Origin of the sequence: Nocardia sp. NPDC050412 (assembly GCF_044458825.1) — a bacterium.
In the GTDB taxonomy this organism is placed as follows: Bacteria; Actinomycetota; Actinomycetes; order Mycobacteriales; family Mycobacteriaceae; genus Nocardia.
Window position 1 is genome coordinate 216,698 of sequence record NZ_JBITIJ010000003.1, and the last position, 18,135, is coordinate 234,832.

Sequence of the window (18,135 nt, forward strand, 5' to 3'; positions counted from 1 at the left end):
TTTCTCCCTTGTTGTCAGGCGAATACGAAGTAGCGCAACCACAGATACGGTGCGGCGACCGCGATGGTGATGGCGGTGACGACCGCACCCTTACGGGTGAATTCCCAGAACGAGATGGGTGCTCCAGCGCGGGCGGCGATGCCGAGCATCACGACGTTCGCGCTGGCGCCGACCGCGGTCAGGTTGCCGCCGAAGTCCGAGCCCAACGTCAGCGACCACCACAGGGCGTCGGTGTGCCCGGGGTTGTCGATTCCGGCCGCGAGGTCGGCGACCAATGGGCTCATCGTCGCGACGTATGGGATGTTGTCGATGATCCCGGACAGCAGCGCCGACACCACGAGTATCAACATGACAGCCACCAGCGCGTTACCGCCGGTGGCGTCGGTGGCCCAGCCTGCCATCGTCTCCACCACACCGGTCTTCACCAGCGCGCCGACCATCACGAACAGTCCGGCGAAGAACAGCAACGTCTCCCATTCGACCCCGGACAGATAGTCGGTGGGTTCGGTGCCGGAGATCAGGACCAGCACCCCGGCGCCGAGCAGCGCGACCACCGAGGGATCGACGTGTAGCAGGGAGTGACCCACGAATCCGGTGAACACCGCGAGTAGCACGATGCCGCATTCGATCAGGAGTCGGCGGTCGCGGATGGCTTCGCGTTCGTCCAGTGCCATCACATCGGCGATCCGTTCAGGGGCGGCGTCGAAGGAGCCGCGGAACAGCATCGGTAGCACCAGGGTGAACACCACCAGTTCCAGTATCACGATCGGCGTCATGTGTACGAGGAAGGCGTTGAACGACAATCCACTTCGGCTGGCGATGATGATGTTGGGTGGGTCGCCGATCAAGGTCGCGGCGCCGCCGATGTTGGAGGCGAATACTTCGGCGATCAGGAATGGTGCGGCGCGGATGCCGAGTCGGTCGCACACCAGCAGGGTGACCGGTGCGATCAATAGCACGGTGGTGACGTTGTCCAGGAACGCCGAAGCGACGGCGGTGATCAGAGTAAGCAGGATCATGATGCGGACTGGGGATCCCTTGGCGCGCTTGGCCGCCCATATCGCGGTGTATTCGAAGACGCCCGTTTGACGCAGTACCCCGACGATGATCATCATCCCGAACAGCAGCAGGATGACATCCCAGTCGACGCCGGTGTCGTGGGAGAAGAACGCCTCCCCGGAATCGAGCACTCCCAGTGCGAGGATCACCGCCGCGCCACCGAGCGCGGCTTTGGTTTTGTGGATGCGTTCGGTGGCGATGAGCAGATACGCCACTACGAATGCGGTGACCGCGACGGCGGTCACCGTGGGTCACCCGCGCGCGGCTCACCGATCAGATTGTGGCGAGCGCCACCTGTAGTAACCGTGATGCGGTGATCACGCCGATCATCCGGGTTCCGTCGACCACCGCGATCAACGGGCATCGGCAGCGGGCCATCAGGGCGGCGACTTCGATCACGGTGTCGTCGGCGCGGGCCACCGGCAGGACGGGTTTGGGTTTCGATTCCGGGAGTAGATCGCCAACGGTCTTGCCGCGCAACGCTTCCGCGACCCGATCGGCAACCGATTCCGACAGCACCCCGGCCAGCGACGGATCGTCCTGGACATATCCCGGTACCAGGAAGCGCACCACCTGCGACGCCGGTAGCACCGCTAGGGGCACCTGGTCGGTGTCGGTCACCACGATGCCCGGCAGCCGATGCTCGGCCAGCAGCCTCGCCGCCGCCGACGCCTCGGAATCCTTGGTCACCGACGGATAGTCCTCGGCCATTTGACTTGCGTGCACACCAGCACGATACGACCACCCGAGCCCCCACCGACACCAATCCGCCGTCGCCACGATCAACCATCGCCGTAGCGCACGCCCGCGTGAGCACCATGAGCCACCCCTTCGCCGAACCGCCCGACCCGCCGACCGGGTCGGGTTGCCGACCAGACTTCCCGGCGCACCACCCGTAAAGATGCCGTAAAAATGCCAGCTGGGCAATCCGTGGGCGCGGAGGGTAGCGCTCGATTCGGTCCGAGACCGGTCGGGGAGGTGCAGGATCGAATATGGATCTCCGCTGTGGGGCCGATGAGTTCGATGACCAGGTGGACCGATGCGTATTCTGATTTCGGGGGCTAGTATCGCCGGACCCGCGCTCGCCTACTGGCTCAACCGGTATGGATTCGACGTCACCGTTGTCGAACGCGCGCCAGCGCCGCGCAAGACCGGCGGCCACGCCGTGGATCTGTTCCGACCGGCCATGGCGATCGTGGAGCGGATGGGAGTAGCCGAAGAGGTCCGGGCGAAGGCCACCGGGACGGATACGCTCGTGATCCATCGGCCTGCCGCGCGTCAGGTAACGCTGGATCTGCGCAAGTTGTTCACTGCTGTCTCCGACAACCATGTGGAGATCATGCGCGATGATCTGAGCGAAATTCTTTACAACGCAACATGTTCCGATGTCGACTACATCTACGCCGACTCGATCTCCGCGATCGGCGACGACGGCGATGTCACTTTCGAACGCAGTCCGGCGCAGCGCTTCGACGTGATCATCGGAGCCGACGGGCTGCACTCGAATGTGCGGGCACTGGTCTTCGGCCCGGAGTCCCGATTTTCCACCTGGCTCGGCGCCTATCTGGCGATTTTCTCCGTCCCCAACTACTTGAATCTGGACGGGGTGATGGAGATGATTGTGGACGTCGGTCGGGTCGCTGGCGTCTACGGTGCCGCCCACATCGATGATGGGCGCGCGGGGTTCTTTCTGCGCCCGCCGCAACCGTTGGACTACCACTATCGTGACATCGAGCGGCAGAAACAGTTGCTGCGCGAGCACTTCGGCGATATGGGCTGGCAGGTGCCTCGGCTGCTGGCCGAGCTGGAGAACACCCCGTCGTTCTACTTCGACTCCATCACGCAACTGCGGTTGGACACTTGGTCGCGTGGCCGGGTCAGCTTGGTCGGTGATGCCGCGTACTGCCCAGGCCCGGCGGTCGGCGGCAGCACCAGCATGGCCGTGGTAGGTGCCTATGTTCTCGCCGGTGAACTCGCCGCCCACTCCGGCGACTACACCGCCGCGTTCGCCGCATATGAACACGAGATCGGCGACTATGTCGGCCGCAGCCGTCGTTTCGCCGTTGCCGCCGCGAAGACTATCGTCCCCGCCCGACGCTACCAGCGGTGGGCAATGGTCCAGGCGGTGCGCCTGATCGACATCTTGCCCGCACCGCTCGCCCGTGCCGCCGCCGAACTCAACGCCAAGGGGTGCGCCTGCACGACTCGATCACCGTCAAGGACTACGCGGGATTCGACAAAGCTCGCGGGTAGTTCGCAACCGATTCTCGACGTCGCGCACGGTGATGCGACGGTCTCGCGGCAGGTGTCCCAGGTGTCGCGCACCATAGCGGCTAGCGCGGACCCCGATCCGAAAAAGCAGATCGGCACGATTCTCGCGGGTAAAGGCAGCGTCCGCGATCTCACGTGCGTCGAATCATTCAATCGGGCGATACCCATTGCAGTGCAGCGCTATTCACAGATGACCGACGCCCAGCGCAACCAGTTGGCAGAGCAAGCGCAGGCCGGAACTGGCAAGGCTGCGCAGCCAACCACCGGCACCCGCTCCTGGGCTCGAGCCTCAGACGCCAGATCCTGAACCGGCTCCCGCATCTGCATGACCAATCCAGGAGCACCAGCCGTGACAGCTGTCCGAGGACATCATCGAGGGCCGACGACGAGTATTTCGGCGAACGATGGCATGATCAGCGTCGGAGTTCGGGAAGTAGCCCCAGCTGCTATGAGACGCTCGCCAATACCCGCTCTGGCTCGTCCGGTACGTGGTCCTGCGACGACGGCAGGTCTTCGTCACGCCGTCGCGGTCGGAGGTGTCCCCACTGCAATGCGCAGATTCCCGCGATCGCGGCCAGCGCGGTCGCGATGCCGATTTTCCAGCCTGGTGGTCGCCAGGTGAGGATCAGTTCGCTGTTGTTCGTGCCAGCTGGAATATCGAGGGCGACAAAAGTTTTCGCCACCATATGGTATGGGATGTCGCGGCCGTCGAGGGTGGCTCGGTAGCCGGGCCAGGCTAGCCGTGCGAAGACGACCCGGCCGCCGTTGGCCGAGGTCACCCGGATCCTGCTGGTGAGGCTGGTGCGCTCGGCCGAGGTGGCGGTGACGTCGGTGGTGTCGGCGATGAGGCCGTTCTTGGTCGAGATCGGGCCGCCGTCTCGTTCGAGGACCCAGATGTAGCGCTCGTGACCTGGATAGTCGACCCAATTCCAGCCGGGCGGCGCGGGATGGTTGCCCGCCTCCGGATACTGCGCCCGTTGCAGCACAACCCTGTCGACCTTCATCAGGTCGACAATCGTTCGGCCCGTGGATGATTCGGTATCGAAGGCGCGTCGGTAGGCGTCCGGGCAGGTGCTGCCGTCCCAGCCCATGCACAGAATGGCGCTGAACGCCGCATAGCCGATCGGGGTGTAGGCGTTGACGTAGTCCAGTCCCATGTTCTTCGCGTAGTTGCCGAAGGACAGGGATCCGTAGGCGCCGGCCAGGCTCATGTCGTCACCCCGCAACAGCGCGCGGTCGGCGAGTTGCAGTGTGACACCGTCGAAATGGGGGAACGTGGCCGTCATTTCCGAACGCCGCTCCGGGAAGCCGTAGGACATCGGCGTTGGTGGCGCACTGTGCACCTGCCAGTAGGCGATCGGGAACATGGACACGATGGTCAGCACGCATCCGATGGCGACGCCTCGGGTGCGGACGAGCCAGACCGCGGCGGCCCCGAGCGCCGCGACCGCCGCGGCGGCGGCGAGATGCCGCAGCACATCGTGCGGGTCCGCGGAAAAGGAACGCACGAATAGCAATCCGATCAGCACGCCAGCGGCGATCCCGCGTTGGCGCCAGTGCGCGAAGCTGCCGTAGCGGCTGAGCAATACGCACACCAGCACCAGTAGTGCGAGAGCGACCATCGGCAGCACGCGTGCCGGCCACCGTAGTGGCCCGATGCGGCCCGGCCCGGCGCACCACATCAGTACCGCTGTCGCGAAGAGAGTGACCCCGCTGAGCTCGCGTGCCGAGGCTCGAGCTGCCCGCCAGTCGATGAACGCCAGCGCCGGAATAACGAACCAGGCGATATAGACCATCGGCAGCGGCTGCACATATCCCCACCAGCCGGTGAACGCGGGCACGGTACTGGGCAGGCTCGCGTTCAGCGATTCCGACCACGGCACGGTCAGAAAGGGGTCGTTGAGAATTCGTTCGTTTCCCCGCCAGGTCACCGGCGAGGACAGCATTCCGGGCAGGTAGGTTTCCAGGCCCGCCAAGCCCGCGCATCCGGCGGCGAGCAGCAGCCGCAGCGATGGTGCCCACCGCCGCTGGTAGATCGCCTCACCCACCGCGACCGCGACGATCATCAACGCGGATTCGACTGCGGGAAACACATATTGGACCGAGATCGCCAGATACAGGAAGACAAAGACCGGAATCGGTCCACTACGACCCCGCGCGTAGCGGACCGCCGACGCCCAGGCGTGCACCATCCACGCGGTACCGGTGAGCGAGGTTGCCCAACTGGCCTCGTCGAAGAACAGGAACCATCCGCTCAACGGGAAGGCCACACCCGCGACCGCGGCCCATTGCGGGCGGGCGCTGTAGACCAGGCAGATCCGGTAGGCCCCGAGCGCGGCGATGATCGAGAAGATCAGCTTCACCACGGTGACGTAGAGGGCGAGATTGTCGACCGAGGGCGCGATCAGATCGACCAGCAGTTGCGGCGGGTTGTAGAGGCCCGCCTCTTCCATCGAGTAGTTGCCCGACATCCATTCCCATGGCACGAGCGCGGGGAAGTGGCCCCCGCGCAGCTGCCTGCCGAGCATCACCCACATCGGGCCGTACTGGGATTCGGTGTCGTCGGTGTAGAAGTGGCGGGCGTTGGCGAGCAGCACCATCGCATAGCCCGTGACCACACCCAGTGCGGTAATCGCCGCCCATCTGCCCACGTCTTTCCGCGATTCGATTGCCGCGCCAGCCACCACGAGCTCCAGACCCTACCGGAAAGAGGCACTCTGCAACAGTTGCCATATGCATATTTCTCGGGCGGTCGGCGGCGCAGCGAGACCGACCGCACACCCCGCACCGGCATGGCAGCACCGTCGTGATCCCGGGCCATCGCACCGACGTCGCCGTGCTACTGCCGCCGGCATGATTACCGCGGACATGCGCCCCGATAACCCGGTATCCGGGAAATTCCGCTGCCATGTCGACGACCACATGATGGAAGGTATGACCACTCGCCGCGAGGTCCGTGCTCGATCGTGATCAGGACGCGGCCCTCGATACGTTCAGCCGTACCATCGGCAGCGTGTCGACCGGTCTGCCGGTTGCGTGTTCGATGGTCTCGCGCAGCTTGTCCCAGGCGCCGGGGTGGTGGTGGATGTAATGTTCGAGCGCGGTGGACGATTCGTCGTTGGTCATCGGAGTCGCGGTCGCGGCGAGGTTGCGTCGGATGCCGATGGAGATCCGGACGTGTGGATGTGCCTGGATATTGCGGTACCACTGGGCTTTCGTGCCGAATCCGGAGACGATGACGAACTCGTCGGGCGCGGGCCGGTCGACGACCTCGAGTACGACGAATCGGCGTTCGCCGGATGTGCGCCCGATGTGTTGCAGCATGAGCATCCGTGTGCCGAACAGGAATCCGAGCCCGGCTCGGTAGAGCCAGATGGGCGCTCGCACCAGCCATCGGGTCTGCAGGGCTCGGGCACCGAGCTGGGTGGCGAGGTTCGGTGAGGCCATTTCCGTTCTCCTCCAGTAGGTTTCAGCAGCCGGGCTTACTGGGCGCAGCATCTTCTTGGGCAGCACGCGATTCGATGCCAGGAGCACACCGATCACCACCTGATGGTCGCGGCATCGACGGGGGCGGCGTTGGTGTCGGCAGAGACGATGCGGCCGTCGCGCATACGGACCACGCGGTCGGCGATCTCGGCGGCAACCTCGTTGTGGGTAACCATCACCACACCGCGGCCCGCGCGGCTGGTGCGCTGCAGCAACCCGAGTACACCGCGTCCGGTGGCGACATCCAGCGCACCGGTGGGTTCATCGGCCAGTACCAGGTCCGGGTCGGTCGCCAGCGCACGCGCGATCGACACCCGCTGCTGCTGACCGCCCGACATCTGGGCCGGGAAGTGATCCGCGCGGTCGCTCAGCCCGACCGCCGCCAGCAGATCCGGAACCTGGCGCCGCTCGCCGCGGCCGGTCAGCTCGACGATGACCTCGACATTCTCCCGCGCGGTGAGACTCGCGATCAGATTGAAGAACTGGAACACGAAGCCGACGTGATCGCGCCGGAACTCCCCGAGAGCCGCCGGGTGTTTTCCCGAAATATCTTGGCCCGCAACGATTACCGATCCACTGTCGGCTGATTCGATGCCGCCGATGATATTGAGCAGCGTGGTCTTGCCCGAGCCGCTGGCACCCAGTATCGCCACCAGCTCGCCCGGTGCGACGTCGAGGTCGATATCGGTGAGGGCGTGCACGGCGGCCTCGCCCTTGCCGTAGGTCTTGCACACTGCGTGCAGGTGGAATCCACCGCGCGGTCGGTCAGTCGTCGGTGAGCTCGTATGCATCTGTTCGGTCACCGGAAATTCCTTCGCTATCTGGGATTTCGGTCAATCCCGCCGCCCGGAGCAGCGGGCCGGTCACGTTCACCGCGCGCAAGGTGGGGTCTATGATGCGGTGCAGGATCAGGCCGTCGACAAGTGCTAATACCACCGCTGCGGTGGCTTCCGGGTCCACGGTCGATCCCTGCTCACGCAGCCATGCGGTCATCGCGGCGCGCGCTTCGGCGACGAAGCGCCCCAACTCGATTCGCAGCCGCTCATGGCGGGTGGCGGCCAGCATGATCTCGCTCATCGCCACCGTTGCCGTGTCCTTCCCGGTGTAGGAACCGATCGCGATGAGCATCTGCGTCATCGCGGCAGGTCCGGATGCCGCGAGCACCCCGGCCATCACGGCGTCGTATTCCGTGCGTGCCAACTGCAACGACGCATCGACCAGCAGGTCGGTCACCGATGGGAAGTGGTAGTGCACCAAACCTGGGCGCACACCCGCGCGTTCGGCGACCATCCGAGTGGTCACCGCACCCCATCCCTGCTCCGCGATCAGCTCAACAGCCGCCGCCATCAGCTTGGCGCGCGTTTCCTGTCCCTGCTCAGCCGCCGTAACCACGGATTTCCTCCCATCGGAGCCCGTATTGGGCAATCGCCTTGGGCGGTTACCCAATCAACAATAGTAGCACTATGCAACAATTGCTATAGGCAATTTCTGGTGATCGGCCTTTCAATGCGCGCGTTCGACATCGGTGTCGTCTCGCGACACAGTCCGCGTGCAGATCGTGTCCTTCGACAACAGTCGTGCCGTGAGAGTGGCCATCGTGACCGCGGCCAGCAGTGGCAGGATCCTCGGGTATTCGCCGGTGAGCTCGAACACGATGGTCACCGCTGTGATCGGGGCGCGGGTGGCGGCGCCGAGCGCGGCGCCCATGCCGATCAAGCCGTAGGAGCCTGCGGATGCGGTGGCATCGGGCAATAGATGATGGGCGATATCCCCGAACGCGACTCCGGCCATTGCGCCGATGAACAGCGTCGGTGCGAATACGCCACCGGAACCGCCGATGCCGAGGGTCAGGCTGGTCGCGAGCATCTTTGCCACCAGCAACACCAGCACCAGCCCGATCGCGTAGCGGCCTCGGATCGCGGCCTCGAGCACTGGATAGCCCACCCCATACAGCTGTGGCAGTGCCAGCAGCATTGCCCCCAACGCCAGCCCGCTCACGGCGGGACGTGCCCACTCCGGTCCTCGCCACACCCGATCGCACAGGCGTCGCACCAGAAACAGCACTTTCGAAAAGCACACGCCGACGACTCCGGCGGTAATGCCGAGCGTCGGATACAGGACGTATTCGACCGGATCGTGAACAGCGAACTGTGGCAGCGACAGCAACGGCTCATCGCTGCGCATCGCCTGCCCGATGACGCTGGCCGCCGCACTCGACAACGCGACCGCGATAACCGATTCAACGGTGTAACTGTGCAGAATCAACTCCAACGCCAGGAACGCCCCGGCCAAGGGAGCGTTGACCGCGGCCGCGACACCCCCAGCGGCCCCACAGGCGACCAACAGCCGCATCCGCGACGCGTCGAGCCGAAAGGTCTGCGCCACAGCCGATCCGGTCGCCGATCCGATCTGTACGACCGGCCCGATTAGACCCGCCGACCCACCGCCGCCGATGCACACCGCCGACGCTAGCGCTCGCACCAGCGTTGCCCGCGGCGCAATGCGGCCGTCGTGCTCGGCGACCGCGTGTATCACCTCGGGCACTCCATGACCGTGAGCGTCGGCTGCGAAGCGATGCAGGATGGGCCCGTACACGGCTCCGGCCACCACCGGAGCCAGCAATAGAAACCACACTTCCGGCCACGGCGTACCCGCCACGCGGTCCAACCCCGGATAGTCCGCCCGTCCGGTGAACACCCAAGTGAAGCCCGCCACCAAATAGCGGAATGCGACCCCACCGAACCCGCTTATCGCGCCGATCGGCACTGCCATAAGCGCTGCCGCCGAGGAGCTTTCCCGCAGCCATCGGAGCGCCGACGCGCGTTGCGGCGGCGGGACCGAGCGCCGTGCTCGCCTGCGCTCGTCCGCGCGATCCATCCTGGCAGTATGCAACAGTTGCTATAGACAATCATTGCTAGGCGGTAAAATCTGTTCGCCCACTCTGACACAGGAGGACGATGGCGACGCCAGCCCGCTCTATCACCCAGGACTCGGTCGACGAGGTCACCGATGCCCTGCTCACCGCTTCGCGACTACTGGTGGCCATCTCGGCGCGGTCGATCGCACATGTCGACGACACGATCACTTTGGCGCAGTTCCGCACCCTGGTGATCCTCGCAACCCAGGGACCTGTGAAGCTCGCGACCCTGGCCCATCAACTCGACGTGCAGCCCTCGACGGCGACCCGCATGGTGGAACGGCTGCTGGCCGCGGAACTGATCACCCGCCAACCGAATCCGCAGACCCGCCGCGAATTGATCATCGATCTGACCCCGCGTGGACGCGATGTTCTCGATGAGGTCACCGCGCGCCGCCGCAGCGAAATCGAAGGTGTCGTAGAGAAGATGCCGGCGGCGCAACGGCATGGACTCGTGAAAGCCCTGAACGCATTCACCACAGCCGGCGGCCAGCTCACCACAGTCGACAGCAGTCACCCGTACCTGCTGTAAACGAGCATCAGCGCCATCGACACGCTTTCGGAGAGTACGACGTCCGCGGCCACATCCCGCAGTGGTGAGCAGTGGCTCCGGCAGCCACGAGCCTTCTCGGTCGGCTCTGTGATGCTGACCATGGCTTCGGCGAGCAAGTCGGTCATCGCCGTCGAACACGGCATCACGCACAGGACGACAGGGGGCCTGGTACCGATGCATTCGGAGTCAGGCGCATCCAGCCTCGGTCGGGCGGCCGATAATTCGGAGTCTGGGATCAGTCGGCGGTGATGAATTTGCCTTTGGCGGGCAGTGAAGCCTTCCCGATCAGATCCCGACTATCTGCGCCTCGGTGGGGACACGGCGGCACCGACACGTCGTCGATCGTCGGTGAGGTTAGGAGGTATGGGGGTCTTCGATGCTCTGCAGCAAACATTCCGGGTGCCTCAACTGTGCAACGACCGTGCGTCAGCTGCGTAGTGACCGGTTGCGGTCTCTTCCGTGACGCCGTTTGCGCCGATTCGATCGCCTGAATGCGAGCGGCACGTGCCGTCGAAACCCCGCGGGCAAGTCCGTGCATCACGGCTACCGCGAGCGGGATGATGAGCGGAGACAGCACCAACATCAAAATGGCCGTGGCGGAGAGGTATTCGGACATGGCTGTCGGCCTTACTGTTTCGTCAGACGGAATTCGGCGACACCAACACGTCGGCGGATCTACCGCGACCTGGCTGACCGAGTAATCGTCACTGTGTTGCACGCTCCCACCGTCCCCTCTACGTGAGGGGCGCCGCACCGCTGCGATTGCCTGCACCCATACCTGTTGACATATCTGACTTCACGTCACAGCGTGTGCTAGGCGCGGTGGTGCTTGATGTCTTTGAGAACCTCGGTGCGGCAGTGGCAGCGTGCAGTACTGCCTTGCCCTGACGGTGGATCGGATGCCGTTCAGACACTGAGGAGTGCACACTCGCTGGCGGCTGCGCCGTGCGGCCCGATACGGCCAAAGGCCCGGAGTGACATGGATTCCGGCTGTCGGTCGTGGCTATGATTTGTCGTTATGACGCGCGCCGTGCCATCCATGCGGCGACCTGCGCGCGCGAACTGAATCCCAGCTTGGCGAGGATCCGTTCGACGTGGCCGTCCGCGGTGCGCTTGGAGATCACAAGTCGCTGCGCGATTTCGCGATTCGACAGTCCCGATTCGATGAGACCAGCCACCTCCAGTTCCCGCGGCGTCAGCAGGCTCATAGTGGCTGAGCGGACGCCGCGGCGACCCGCGGCAACGCCGAGAACGAAATCGATCACATCGTCGAGATCGCGGAACCGGCGCGGCACATCCTCTGAATCGACCTCCGGTGTTCCGCCCTGCGGAGGCCGGGCGTTGGCTTCGACGAATCCCGACAGTTGCGGTCCGAAGGCGTTGATCGACGTGCCCAACGAGCGCCACACGTGGCGCGCGGCCGCCGAGAGCGTGCGGGCACGGGCGACCTGTTTGCGATCGCGGGCTATCCAGGACAGCAGTTCGGTCGAGAGTGCAACGCCAATGCCATCGGACATCGTTCGATCAACAGTCAACACGCGGCGAGCGTGCTGCTCGGCCTCGTCGAACTTCCCGAGCGTCCATAAGGCCACTCCCGCACCCCAATCCGAGTACGCTCGTGCGTTTTTCTCTCCATGCCGGTCGCACAACGTCACGGTGTCGGAGCTCAGCGCCAGAGCCTCCTCGGCCCGGCCGGCCAACGCGAGCTCGCCGACGAGCATGTACCGTGCGGTGAGTTCCATTTCCAGGTCCCCCGCGGCGCGGTGTCGGTCGACCGCGCGTTCGAAAAGCGGCAGCGCATGGTCGACATCGCCGGTGAACATCGCCAGCAACGCCGTCCAATGATCGACATAGCGCTCCAGCCCTGGGATGCCCAGTTCCGTTGCAAGGGCGGTGAGTTCATCAAGCCACTGTTTGGCTTGACCATAGTCGCCCTGTATCAGCGCGATCCATGTCGCCACCCACAGACAGTCGAACCGGTCGGGAGATGTCTGGCTTGTCGTCGCCAACATCGTTTGGGCCCGCATGCGGCCCTCGGCCAGATGCCCTCCTGACATCCAGTGGTAGCGAAGCGCTGCGATGAGCCGCAGAGCGGTCCGCTCCTCACCTGCCGTCGTCGCGCTCCATTGCAGTGCCGCAACGTAGTTGGCGTGGTCAAGTCGCATCCGTTCGATCAGGACAGCCTGCTGGGGCCCACACCATCGCTGTACAGTGCGCTCGGCCCGCTCCAGCATGGCGTCGCGGTGACGGCGCTGCAGTTGCGTGGTTTCTCCAGCGTTCTCGGCCAGTTCGGCCGCAACCTCCCGGACCGCTGCGGGCAACCGGTATCGCATGGTGCCCGCGCCGCGATCAGTCAACAGAACCGATTGCCCGACAAGACGCTCGATGGCGTCGATCACGTCGGCAGGTTGCAGCTCGCCGAATGCACACACCGACTCCGCCAGGTCAAGGTCGAAAGTCGCGGGAAAGACCGCCATCCGCCGCCACAGCACCTGGCCGGTGGTGGTGCACAGTTCGAAACTCCAGTCGACCATCGACCGCAGTGATCGGTGTCGGGAACCCTGCAGGCCGTGCGCTGCGGCGAGCTCGGTAATCCGTTGGCCGAACCGTTGAACCAGCTGCTCGACGGTTAACGCGCGCAGCTTCGCCGCCGCCAGCTCGATGGCCAACGGGACACCCTCCAGCAGGCGGCACAACTCAATGACAGCGACCGCGTTGTCGTCGCTGATATCGAAGTCCGGGTCCACCGCACCCACACGCTCCATCAGAAGACTGACCGAACCGTCGGCGATCAATTGTTCGGTCGGCGTGCCCGATTCGGGCACGGTCAGAGGCAGCACAGGTCGCAGCACCTCGGCCTCTACACCAAGCGGCTCTCTGCTGGTGGCGATGACGCGAATCTGCGGTGCCTCGCGCAGCAGGAGTGGCAACAGGACACGCAAGGCGGGCAAGACATGCTCGCAGTTGTCCGTCACCAACAGCAGCTTGCGGTCACGGAGGAACGTGACAAGCTTTTGGCGGGGCTCCGTCGCGGACTGATCACTTACCCCCAGCGCGTTGAGGATGGCGGCCTCGATGTCGGTCACGTCGGCACCGATGCCAAGCTCACCGAGCCGTACCAGCCATGCACCGTCGGGGAATCGGTCGGCGGCCCGGAAGGCCAACTCGAGCGCCAACCGTGTCTTGCCCACCCCACCGGGGCCGGTGAAAGTCAGCAGCCGGGCTTCCGACAGTGCGCGTTGCGCCTGATCGAGGTCCTGCCTGCGAGCCACGAGCCGGTTCAGCGACGGACCGACCCGCTCTCCCCCTCGACTAGGTCCGAGCGCACTCATGCGGGGATGCTACGCCCCTCCGGACACGCCATCGGTGGTAAACGCATCAAGCACAGCAACCGAAGGGCTGCCGGTCTGCACTCTTGGTGTACCCCTCGGGCCACCTGGCGCAGAGCAGTAGCGAAGACCCTCGCTTGCCATGGTCGGCGTCGACAGGAATCAACCGACGACAGTAGGCACGGTTGCGGATACCCGCGACAGCAGCGGAGTGAGAAAGTCGCACATCGCCTGTTGGATCTCCGCCGCCCGCGGGACGGCACCGGATAGCGACAGCGTCGTATGGAACAAACCGTCGAACCGCTGGCACACCGTCGGCACGCCGGCGTCGGCCAACGCCTTGGCGTAATCCTCGGCCTCGTCGCGCGTCGGATCGGCCTCCATCGTGATCACCAACGCCGGGGGCAGCCCCAACAGGTCGTCGGCGTGGTTCGGTGCCGCATGCGGCGACGCCGCGTTCGCCAGATCACCCAAATACAGCGCCCACATCCGCGCGCCGAGCTCGGCGGAGATGATTGGTCCACCGGCGTAGAGGTTGCGGGATTCGGTGTCGGCGAAAGGGTCTATCGGCGGCGTCACCAGCACCTGGGCTCGCAGTCGCGGGCCTCCCTCGTCGCGGGCCCGCAGCGCCGTGACCGCGGCGAGGTTTGCTCCGGCGCTCTCGCCTCCGATCGCGATGCGGTCGGGATCCACCCCCAACGCGGCGGCGTGGTCGGCGACCCAGCGCAGGGCCGCCAACGTGTCATCTGGGCCCGCGGGGAATGGATACTCGGGGGCCAGCCGGTAGTCCGGCGACACGACAAGGGCGCCGAGCCGGTGGGCAAGTGCGGCGCACGGCTCATCGAACGCATCGAGGCTGCCACCGATCCACCCACCGCCATGGATGAACACCACCGCCGGAAGCGTGCCCTCCACTGACGGTCGATACAGCCGCGCCGCCCGCGGTCCCGCCTCGCTGGGGAAGGCGGTGTCGGTGATGGTGACATCGGGCGGCAGCGGTAGCTGCATCGCCTTGAAGGTTTCCATCGTGAAGCGGGCTTCCTCCAGCGAGCACTGCTCCAGCGGTTTGGCGCCCATATTCATCATTCCGGCGAGAAAGAACACCGACGCGCCGTTAAGTGTGATCGTGGGAGGGACGTCGGAATCGCTTCCGTCGAAAGAGAATCCGGCAAACGCGCTGCTTCGCGCCTCGCTGCAGATCGCCCGGTACATGGGCGCACCGGTGAACAGCGAGATGGGTACTCGCGGCTTCCCCGCGATGTTGTCGCCCATGTACCAGCTCGTCGCTTTCGGGAACAACGTCGCGTCGGCGACCTCACGCACCAGGTCGTTGTACCGGGTTTCGGCCGCCTCGGTCACCTGGGCGGTGGTGTAGCCGTTGGCGTCCATGTGAGCGATGAGGGCACCGATGAAGTCAACGCTGTCCTCGATGGCGATCGGGTTGTTGAACAACGCCGCCGCGCTTTGCGGACCGTTGACATGGAACAAATTGGGGAAGCCCTCGGTGGCCGTGCCGAGGTAGGTGCGCTGTCCGTGCGCCCAGTGATCGGTCAGCGCTTCGCCGTCGCGGCCGACGACGCCCATGCGCATCAGGCCCGCCCCGCCGACGTCGAATCCGGTGGCGAGCACGATCACGTCGAACTCGTATTCCGCGGCCGTGGTGGCGATGCCCTCCTCTGTGATCCGCACGATCGGATGGGTCCGTGCATCAACCAGATGCACATGCGGCAGGTTGAAGGCCTCGTAGTAGTTGGTCTCAAACGTCGCTCGCTTTGCCCCGTAGGGGTGATCGTTCGGGCACAGCAGTTCGGCGACTTGCGGGTCCTTCACTCGCTCCCGGATGCGGTCGCGGATGTAGTCGGCCGCAGTCGCGTTGGCTTCCGGGTTGAAGATCAGGTCGTAGTAGGTCGAGGCGAGCATCCGAAATCCCCCGCCGTTGTAGTACGTGTCGTACATCTGGCGCTGCTCTTCGGGGGTGTGCGCGTGCGCCGGCAAAACGGCCCGCGGAAAAGCGGCCCCGCTGATGCTGTTGCGCGATTCTTCGCGAAGACGCGGATAGTCGGAGACAACGGAATCGAATTCCTCGTCGGTCAGTGGCCGGTTGCCGAGCGGACAAGCGAAGTTCGGGGTGCGCTGAAATACCGTCAGCTCGGCAACTTGCGGTGCGATCGTCTGGATGACCTGTATTCCGGTCGAGCCCGTGCCGACCACTGCGACCCTCTTACCGGTCAGATCAACGCCGTCGGCCGGCCAATGACTGGTGTGCACGACTGCACCCTGAAAATTGTCCTGGCCGGGAAAGTCATTTGGCTTGGAGACCGAGAAGGCCCCCGCTGCGTTGATGAAGAACCGCGCAGTAGTGGTGCGACCGTCGTCGGTGCCGACCACCCAGCGCGTCGCGGGCTCATCCCACACCACCGACGTGATGCGGGTGTTGAACTGGTAGCTCCGGCGCAGATCGAAGCGGCCACAGACATGCTCCAAATAGCGCAAGATCTCCGGTTGAGAGGCGTAGCGCTCGGTCCAGCGCCAGTCCCGCTGCAAATCCTCGTCAAACGAATACGAATAGAAGATGCTCTCGAAGTCGCAGCGCGCACCGGGATAGCGATTCCAGAACCACACTCCGCCGACACTCGGGGCAGCCTCGAAGGCCTGCACGGTCAATCCCTGCAGATTGCGCAAGCGATGGGTGGCATACAAGCCAGAGAAGCCGCCACCGACGACTACAGCGTCAACGTCATTGTTCGTCATGAAGTGACAATGGCCGCCAAGTGATGCGGCGCACATCGGTTCGACTACCCGAATAGATACCTGTAGGCATACCTGAATCGGCCGACGTTGCCGTGGCCTGCGGGCAGGCGAACCTCAGGACTAGTGACAGCCAGGGGACGAGAACCAGCTGGTCGCACGCGACCGGATGCTGCCGTTTCTGACTGTCGATCTTCGCTGCATCTCGACAGAAGAAGACGACAGCACTAGCGGGCGGGCAGAAGAGACACAGACACCGGCGGGCGGCGCCGCTGTAGGCCGACGCTAGCAAGGACGATTCCGTAGGTGTCGCTGCTTGCCGCGTGCTCGGGTTCGAAAACTCGCGCGACATTGCCCCGACCGCGTGCCACCCTCAATTGCTGTGAGCAACGAACCAGTGCTGCCTACGGCCGCCGAGCATCGAGCGCGTATCGAGCGCGCCCGGCGTGAGGCGCGTTCGCGTTACCGCGAGCATCTGGCCACGGTGTTCGACCGGCACGGCGTCGCTGAGCCCGGCGAGCTGGCGGAGATCGTTGCCAGCGGTCGGTTCCGACTTTCTCGCGGAGGTAGAGCAGGCATTGTGTGGTGTCGAGGTCGTGGGGGCGTAGTGCGAGGGCTCCGCTTCGGCGGCAGGCTGTTTCGAGGTGCAGGCGCAGGAGCAGGGAGTCTAGGTCGGGGTCGTTGCCGGTGGTAGCGGCGACCTGGCAGATTTCGGCGAGTTGGTCGGAGGGGGGATGGCATAGCGGTGCGATTTGCGGCGTGTCGGGAATGTGAGCTGGCGGGCGGGGTTGTCGCTGGGGCGGATCCACCCTCTGTCTTCTGCGTATCGGTAGATGCAGCGGACGGTGGAGATGAAGTGTTCGACGGCGCTGATGCCTCCGCGGGAGGCTCGGTTGGTGCGGGCGGTCGAGCGGATGGACCAGGAGCTGTTCGCGGCTGCGGCGGCCGGTCAGCAGGACGCGCTGGCCGATGAGGAGGCTGACTCGGCGTCGTTGCCGGAACGGGATGCGGAAATAGCCGTCGCCGGTGACGCGTACCTGACCGTCGGGAGACGGGCCGACAAGTAGAACGTCGTCGACAGGCTGTATCTGCAGCTTCGTTCCCGGCGACCAGTCGAGCGCTGTCATGACATACCGGTCGAGGACTCGGCCGGCCTCGCCGAGCGTTGATATGCCGTACAGGATGTCGTCGGCGGGGATGGACGCCGGTTCCGGCGGGCCCGGCAGCGGACCGCGGATCAGCTGTTCCAGTGGTGCCTGCGGGAGAACGAGCGGGGGAATCATCGGCGGCCCCGATCGTTTCCCGTGTCCGGCTCGGCAGGGTCATCGATGGTCGATCCTGGCGGATCTGTCAGAAGTTGTCGCAGGTGGGTGCGCATTTTCCCTGGTCACCTCCGTGTGTTCGAGTGCGCTCGAACACACGGCACGCAAATCCGGCAAATCTGCCGGGAATCTGTGCGCGAGAGGGGACTTGAACCCCTACGTCCGTGGACACCAGAACCTAAATCTGGCGCGTCTGCCAATTTCGCCACTCGCGCTTGATGGTACGACCGTCCAAACTCTACCGGGCTTGACCGACATCGCGAAGCGCAGCCCCGGCATGTCGTACTCGCCAGTAACCCCACCTGGTATTATAACGATTCGATAACGCTCAACATGAGGAGTGCTCATGTTTCGTACGCGTTAGTAACCGGGTGGACCAGCGGGTTTGAACATGAGGGAGAGTCATGTTTCTGGGCATTCTGGTACGTCGGTACGGAAATACTCGACGGT

12 protein-coding genes, 1 tRNA gene and 1 pseudogene are annotated in these 18,135 nt (G+C 64.8%); 4 read left to right on the plus strand and 10 right to left on the minus strand.

The window, feature by feature from the left end; genetic code table 11:
• Positions 1-14: 14 nt before the first annotated feature.
• Together ACIBI6_RS08925 and ACIBI6_RS08930 are read right to left on the minus strand one after the other, a co-directional pair.
• Positions 15-1,304 carry an SLC13 family permease gene (locus ACIBI6_RS08925; protein ID WP_396955705.1) on the minus strand — a complete coding sequence of 430 codons (1,290 nt, stop codon included), beginning with the start codon at positions 1,302-1,304 and terminating at the stop codon, positions 15-17.
• A 28-nt stretch (positions 1,305-1,332) separates the two neighbouring features.
• Positions 1,333-1,785 (minus strand): CBS domain-containing protein, encoded by a 453-nt coding sequence (locus tag ACIBI6_RS08930; protein WP_396955706.1) that lies wholly within the window; start codon positions 1,783-1,785, stop codon positions 1,333-1,335.
• Between the two features lie 313 nt (positions 1,786-2,098).
• On the opposite strand from ACIBI6_RS08930, the pseudogene ACIBI6_RS08935 reads away from it, so the two are divergent.
• A pseudogene (locus tag ACIBI6_RS08935) lies at positions 2,099-3,312 on the plus strand (FAD-dependent monooxygenase).
• Positions 3,313-3,776: 464 nt separating this feature from the next.
• On the opposite strand, the gene ACIBI6_RS08940 reads toward ACIBI6_RS08935, so the two are convergent.
• A complete protein-coding gene (locus tag ACIBI6_RS08940; RefSeq protein WP_396955982.1) occupies positions 3,777-5,930 on the minus strand; it encodes a hypothetical protein in 2,154 nt (717 codons plus the stop codon).
• A gap of 253 nt (positions 5,931-6,183) precedes the next feature.
• On the opposite strand from ACIBI6_RS08940, the gene ACIBI6_RS08945 reads away from it, so the two are divergent.
• The gene (locus ACIBI6_RS08945; protein ID WP_364346596.1) at positions 6,184-6,300 is read left to right on the plus strand and encodes a multicopper oxidase domain-containing protein; all 117 of its coding nucleotides are present in this window, start codon (positions 6,184-6,186) and stop codon (positions 6,298-6,300) included.
• Here the strand turns inward: ACIBI6_RS08945 and ACIBI6_RS08950 are convergent, their stop codons facing one another.
• The 4 genes from ACIBI6_RS08950 to ACIBI6_RS08965 form a co-directional block, all read right to left on the minus strand.
• On the minus strand, positions 6,301-6,777 hold the full coding sequence (locus tag ACIBI6_RS08950; RefSeq protein WP_396955707.1) for a nitroreductase family deazaflavin-dependent oxidoreductase: 477 nt from the start codon (positions 6,775-6,777) through the stop codon (positions 6,301-6,303).
• A 92-nt stretch (positions 6,778-6,869) separates the two neighbouring features.
• Entirely contained in the window at positions 6,870-7,607 is a 738-nt protein-coding gene (locus tag ACIBI6_RS08955) for an ABC transporter ATP-binding protein (protein WP_396955983.1), read from the minus strand.
• Positions 7,582-8,208: a TetR/AcrR family transcriptional regulator gene (locus ACIBI6_RS08960; protein WP_396955708.1), complete on the minus strand. Its 627-nt coding sequence runs from the start codon at positions 8,206-8,208 to the stop codon at positions 7,582-7,584. Before ACIBI6_RS08960 ends, ACIBI6_RS08955 begins: the two co-directional genes overlap by 26 nt.
• 111 nt (positions 8,209-8,319) lie before the next feature.
• Positions 8,320-9,693, minus strand: a complete 1,374-nt coding sequence (locus ACIBI6_RS08965) for a chloride channel protein (RefSeq protein WP_396955709.1) — start codon at positions 9,691-9,693, stop codon at positions 8,320-8,322.
• Positions 9,694-9,773: 80 nt separating this feature from the next.
• Between ACIBI6_RS08965 and ACIBI6_RS08970 the strand changes: the two genes are divergently transcribed.
• Positions 9,774-10,265, plus strand: a complete 492-nt coding sequence (locus ACIBI6_RS08970) for a MarR family winged helix-turn-helix transcriptional regulator (RefSeq protein ID WP_396955710.1) — start codon at positions 9,774-9,776, stop codon at positions 10,263-10,265.
• Positions 10,266-11,302: 1,037 nt separating this feature from the next.
• Here the strand turns inward: ACIBI6_RS08970 and ACIBI6_RS08975 are convergent.
• Both ACIBI6_RS08975 and ACIBI6_RS08980 read right to left on the minus strand, forming a co-directional pair.
• Positions 11,303-13,618, minus strand: coding sequence for an ATP-binding protein (locus tag ACIBI6_RS08975; RefSeq protein ID WP_396955711.1), 2,316 nt, complete (start codon positions 13,616-13,618; stop codon positions 11,303-11,305).
• A gap of 159 nt (positions 13,619-13,777) precedes the next feature.
• The gene (locus ACIBI6_RS08980) at positions 13,778-16,366 is read right to left on the minus strand and encodes an alpha/beta hydrolase fold domain-containing protein (protein ID WP_396955712.1); all 2,589 of its coding nucleotides are present in this window, start codon (positions 16,364-16,366) and stop codon (positions 13,778-13,780) included.
• 848 nt (positions 16,367-17,214) lie between these two features.
• Between ACIBI6_RS08980 and ACIBI6_RS08985 the strand changes: the two genes are divergently transcribed.
• The gene (locus ACIBI6_RS08985) at positions 17,215-17,430 is read left to right on the plus strand and encodes a hypothetical protein (RefSeq protein WP_396955713.1); all 216 of its coding nucleotides are present in this window, start codon (positions 17,215-17,217) and stop codon (positions 17,428-17,430) included.
• Positions 17,431-17,818: 388 nt separating this feature from the next.
• On the opposite strand, the gene ACIBI6_RS08990 is transcribed toward ACIBI6_RS08985, so the two are convergent.
• Positions 17,819-17,900, minus strand: a tRNA-Leu gene (locus tag ACIBI6_RS08990).
• Positions 17,901-18,135 lie beyond the last annotated feature (235 nt).

Excerpts from the sequence above, each read along its gene's own strand:
- ACIBI6_RS08940 (WP_396955982.1), bottom strand. The coding sequence starts at position 5,930 with ATGGTGCTGCTCGCCAACGCCCGCCACTTCTACACCGACGACACCGAA.
- ACIBI6_RS08945 (WP_364346596.1), top strand. The coding sequence starts at position 6,184 with ATGATTACCGCGGACATGCGCCCCGATAACCCGGTATCCGGGAAATTC.
- ACIBI6_RS08950 (WP_396955707.1), bottom strand. The coding sequence starts at position 6,777 with ATGGCCTCACCGAACCTCGCCACCCAGCTCGGTGCCCGAGCCCTGCAG.
- ACIBI6_RS08955 (WP_396955983.1), bottom strand. The coding sequence starts at position 7,607 with ATGCATACGAGCTCACCGACGACTGACCGACCGCGCGGTGGATTCCAC.
- ACIBI6_RS08965 (WP_396955709.1), bottom strand. The coding sequence starts at position 9,693 with ATGGATCGCGCGGACGAGCGCAGGCGAGCACGGCGCTCGGTCCCGCCG.
- ACIBI6_RS08970 (WP_396955710.1), top strand. The coding sequence starts at position 9,774 with ATGGCGACGCCAGCCCGCTCTATCACCCAGGACTCGGTCGACGAGGTC.
- ACIBI6_RS08975 (WP_396955711.1), bottom strand. The coding sequence starts at position 13,618 with ATGAGTGCGCTCGGACCTAGTCGAGGGGGAGAGCGGGTCGGTCCGTCG.
- ACIBI6_RS08980 (WP_396955712.1), bottom strand. The coding sequence starts at position 16,366 with ATGACGAACAATGACGTTGACGCTGTAGTCGTCGGTGGCGGCTTCTCT.
- ACIBI6_RS08985 (WP_396955713.1), top strand. The coding sequence starts at position 17,215 with ATGAAGTGTTCGACGGCGCTGATGCCTCCGCGGGAGGCTCGGTTGGTG.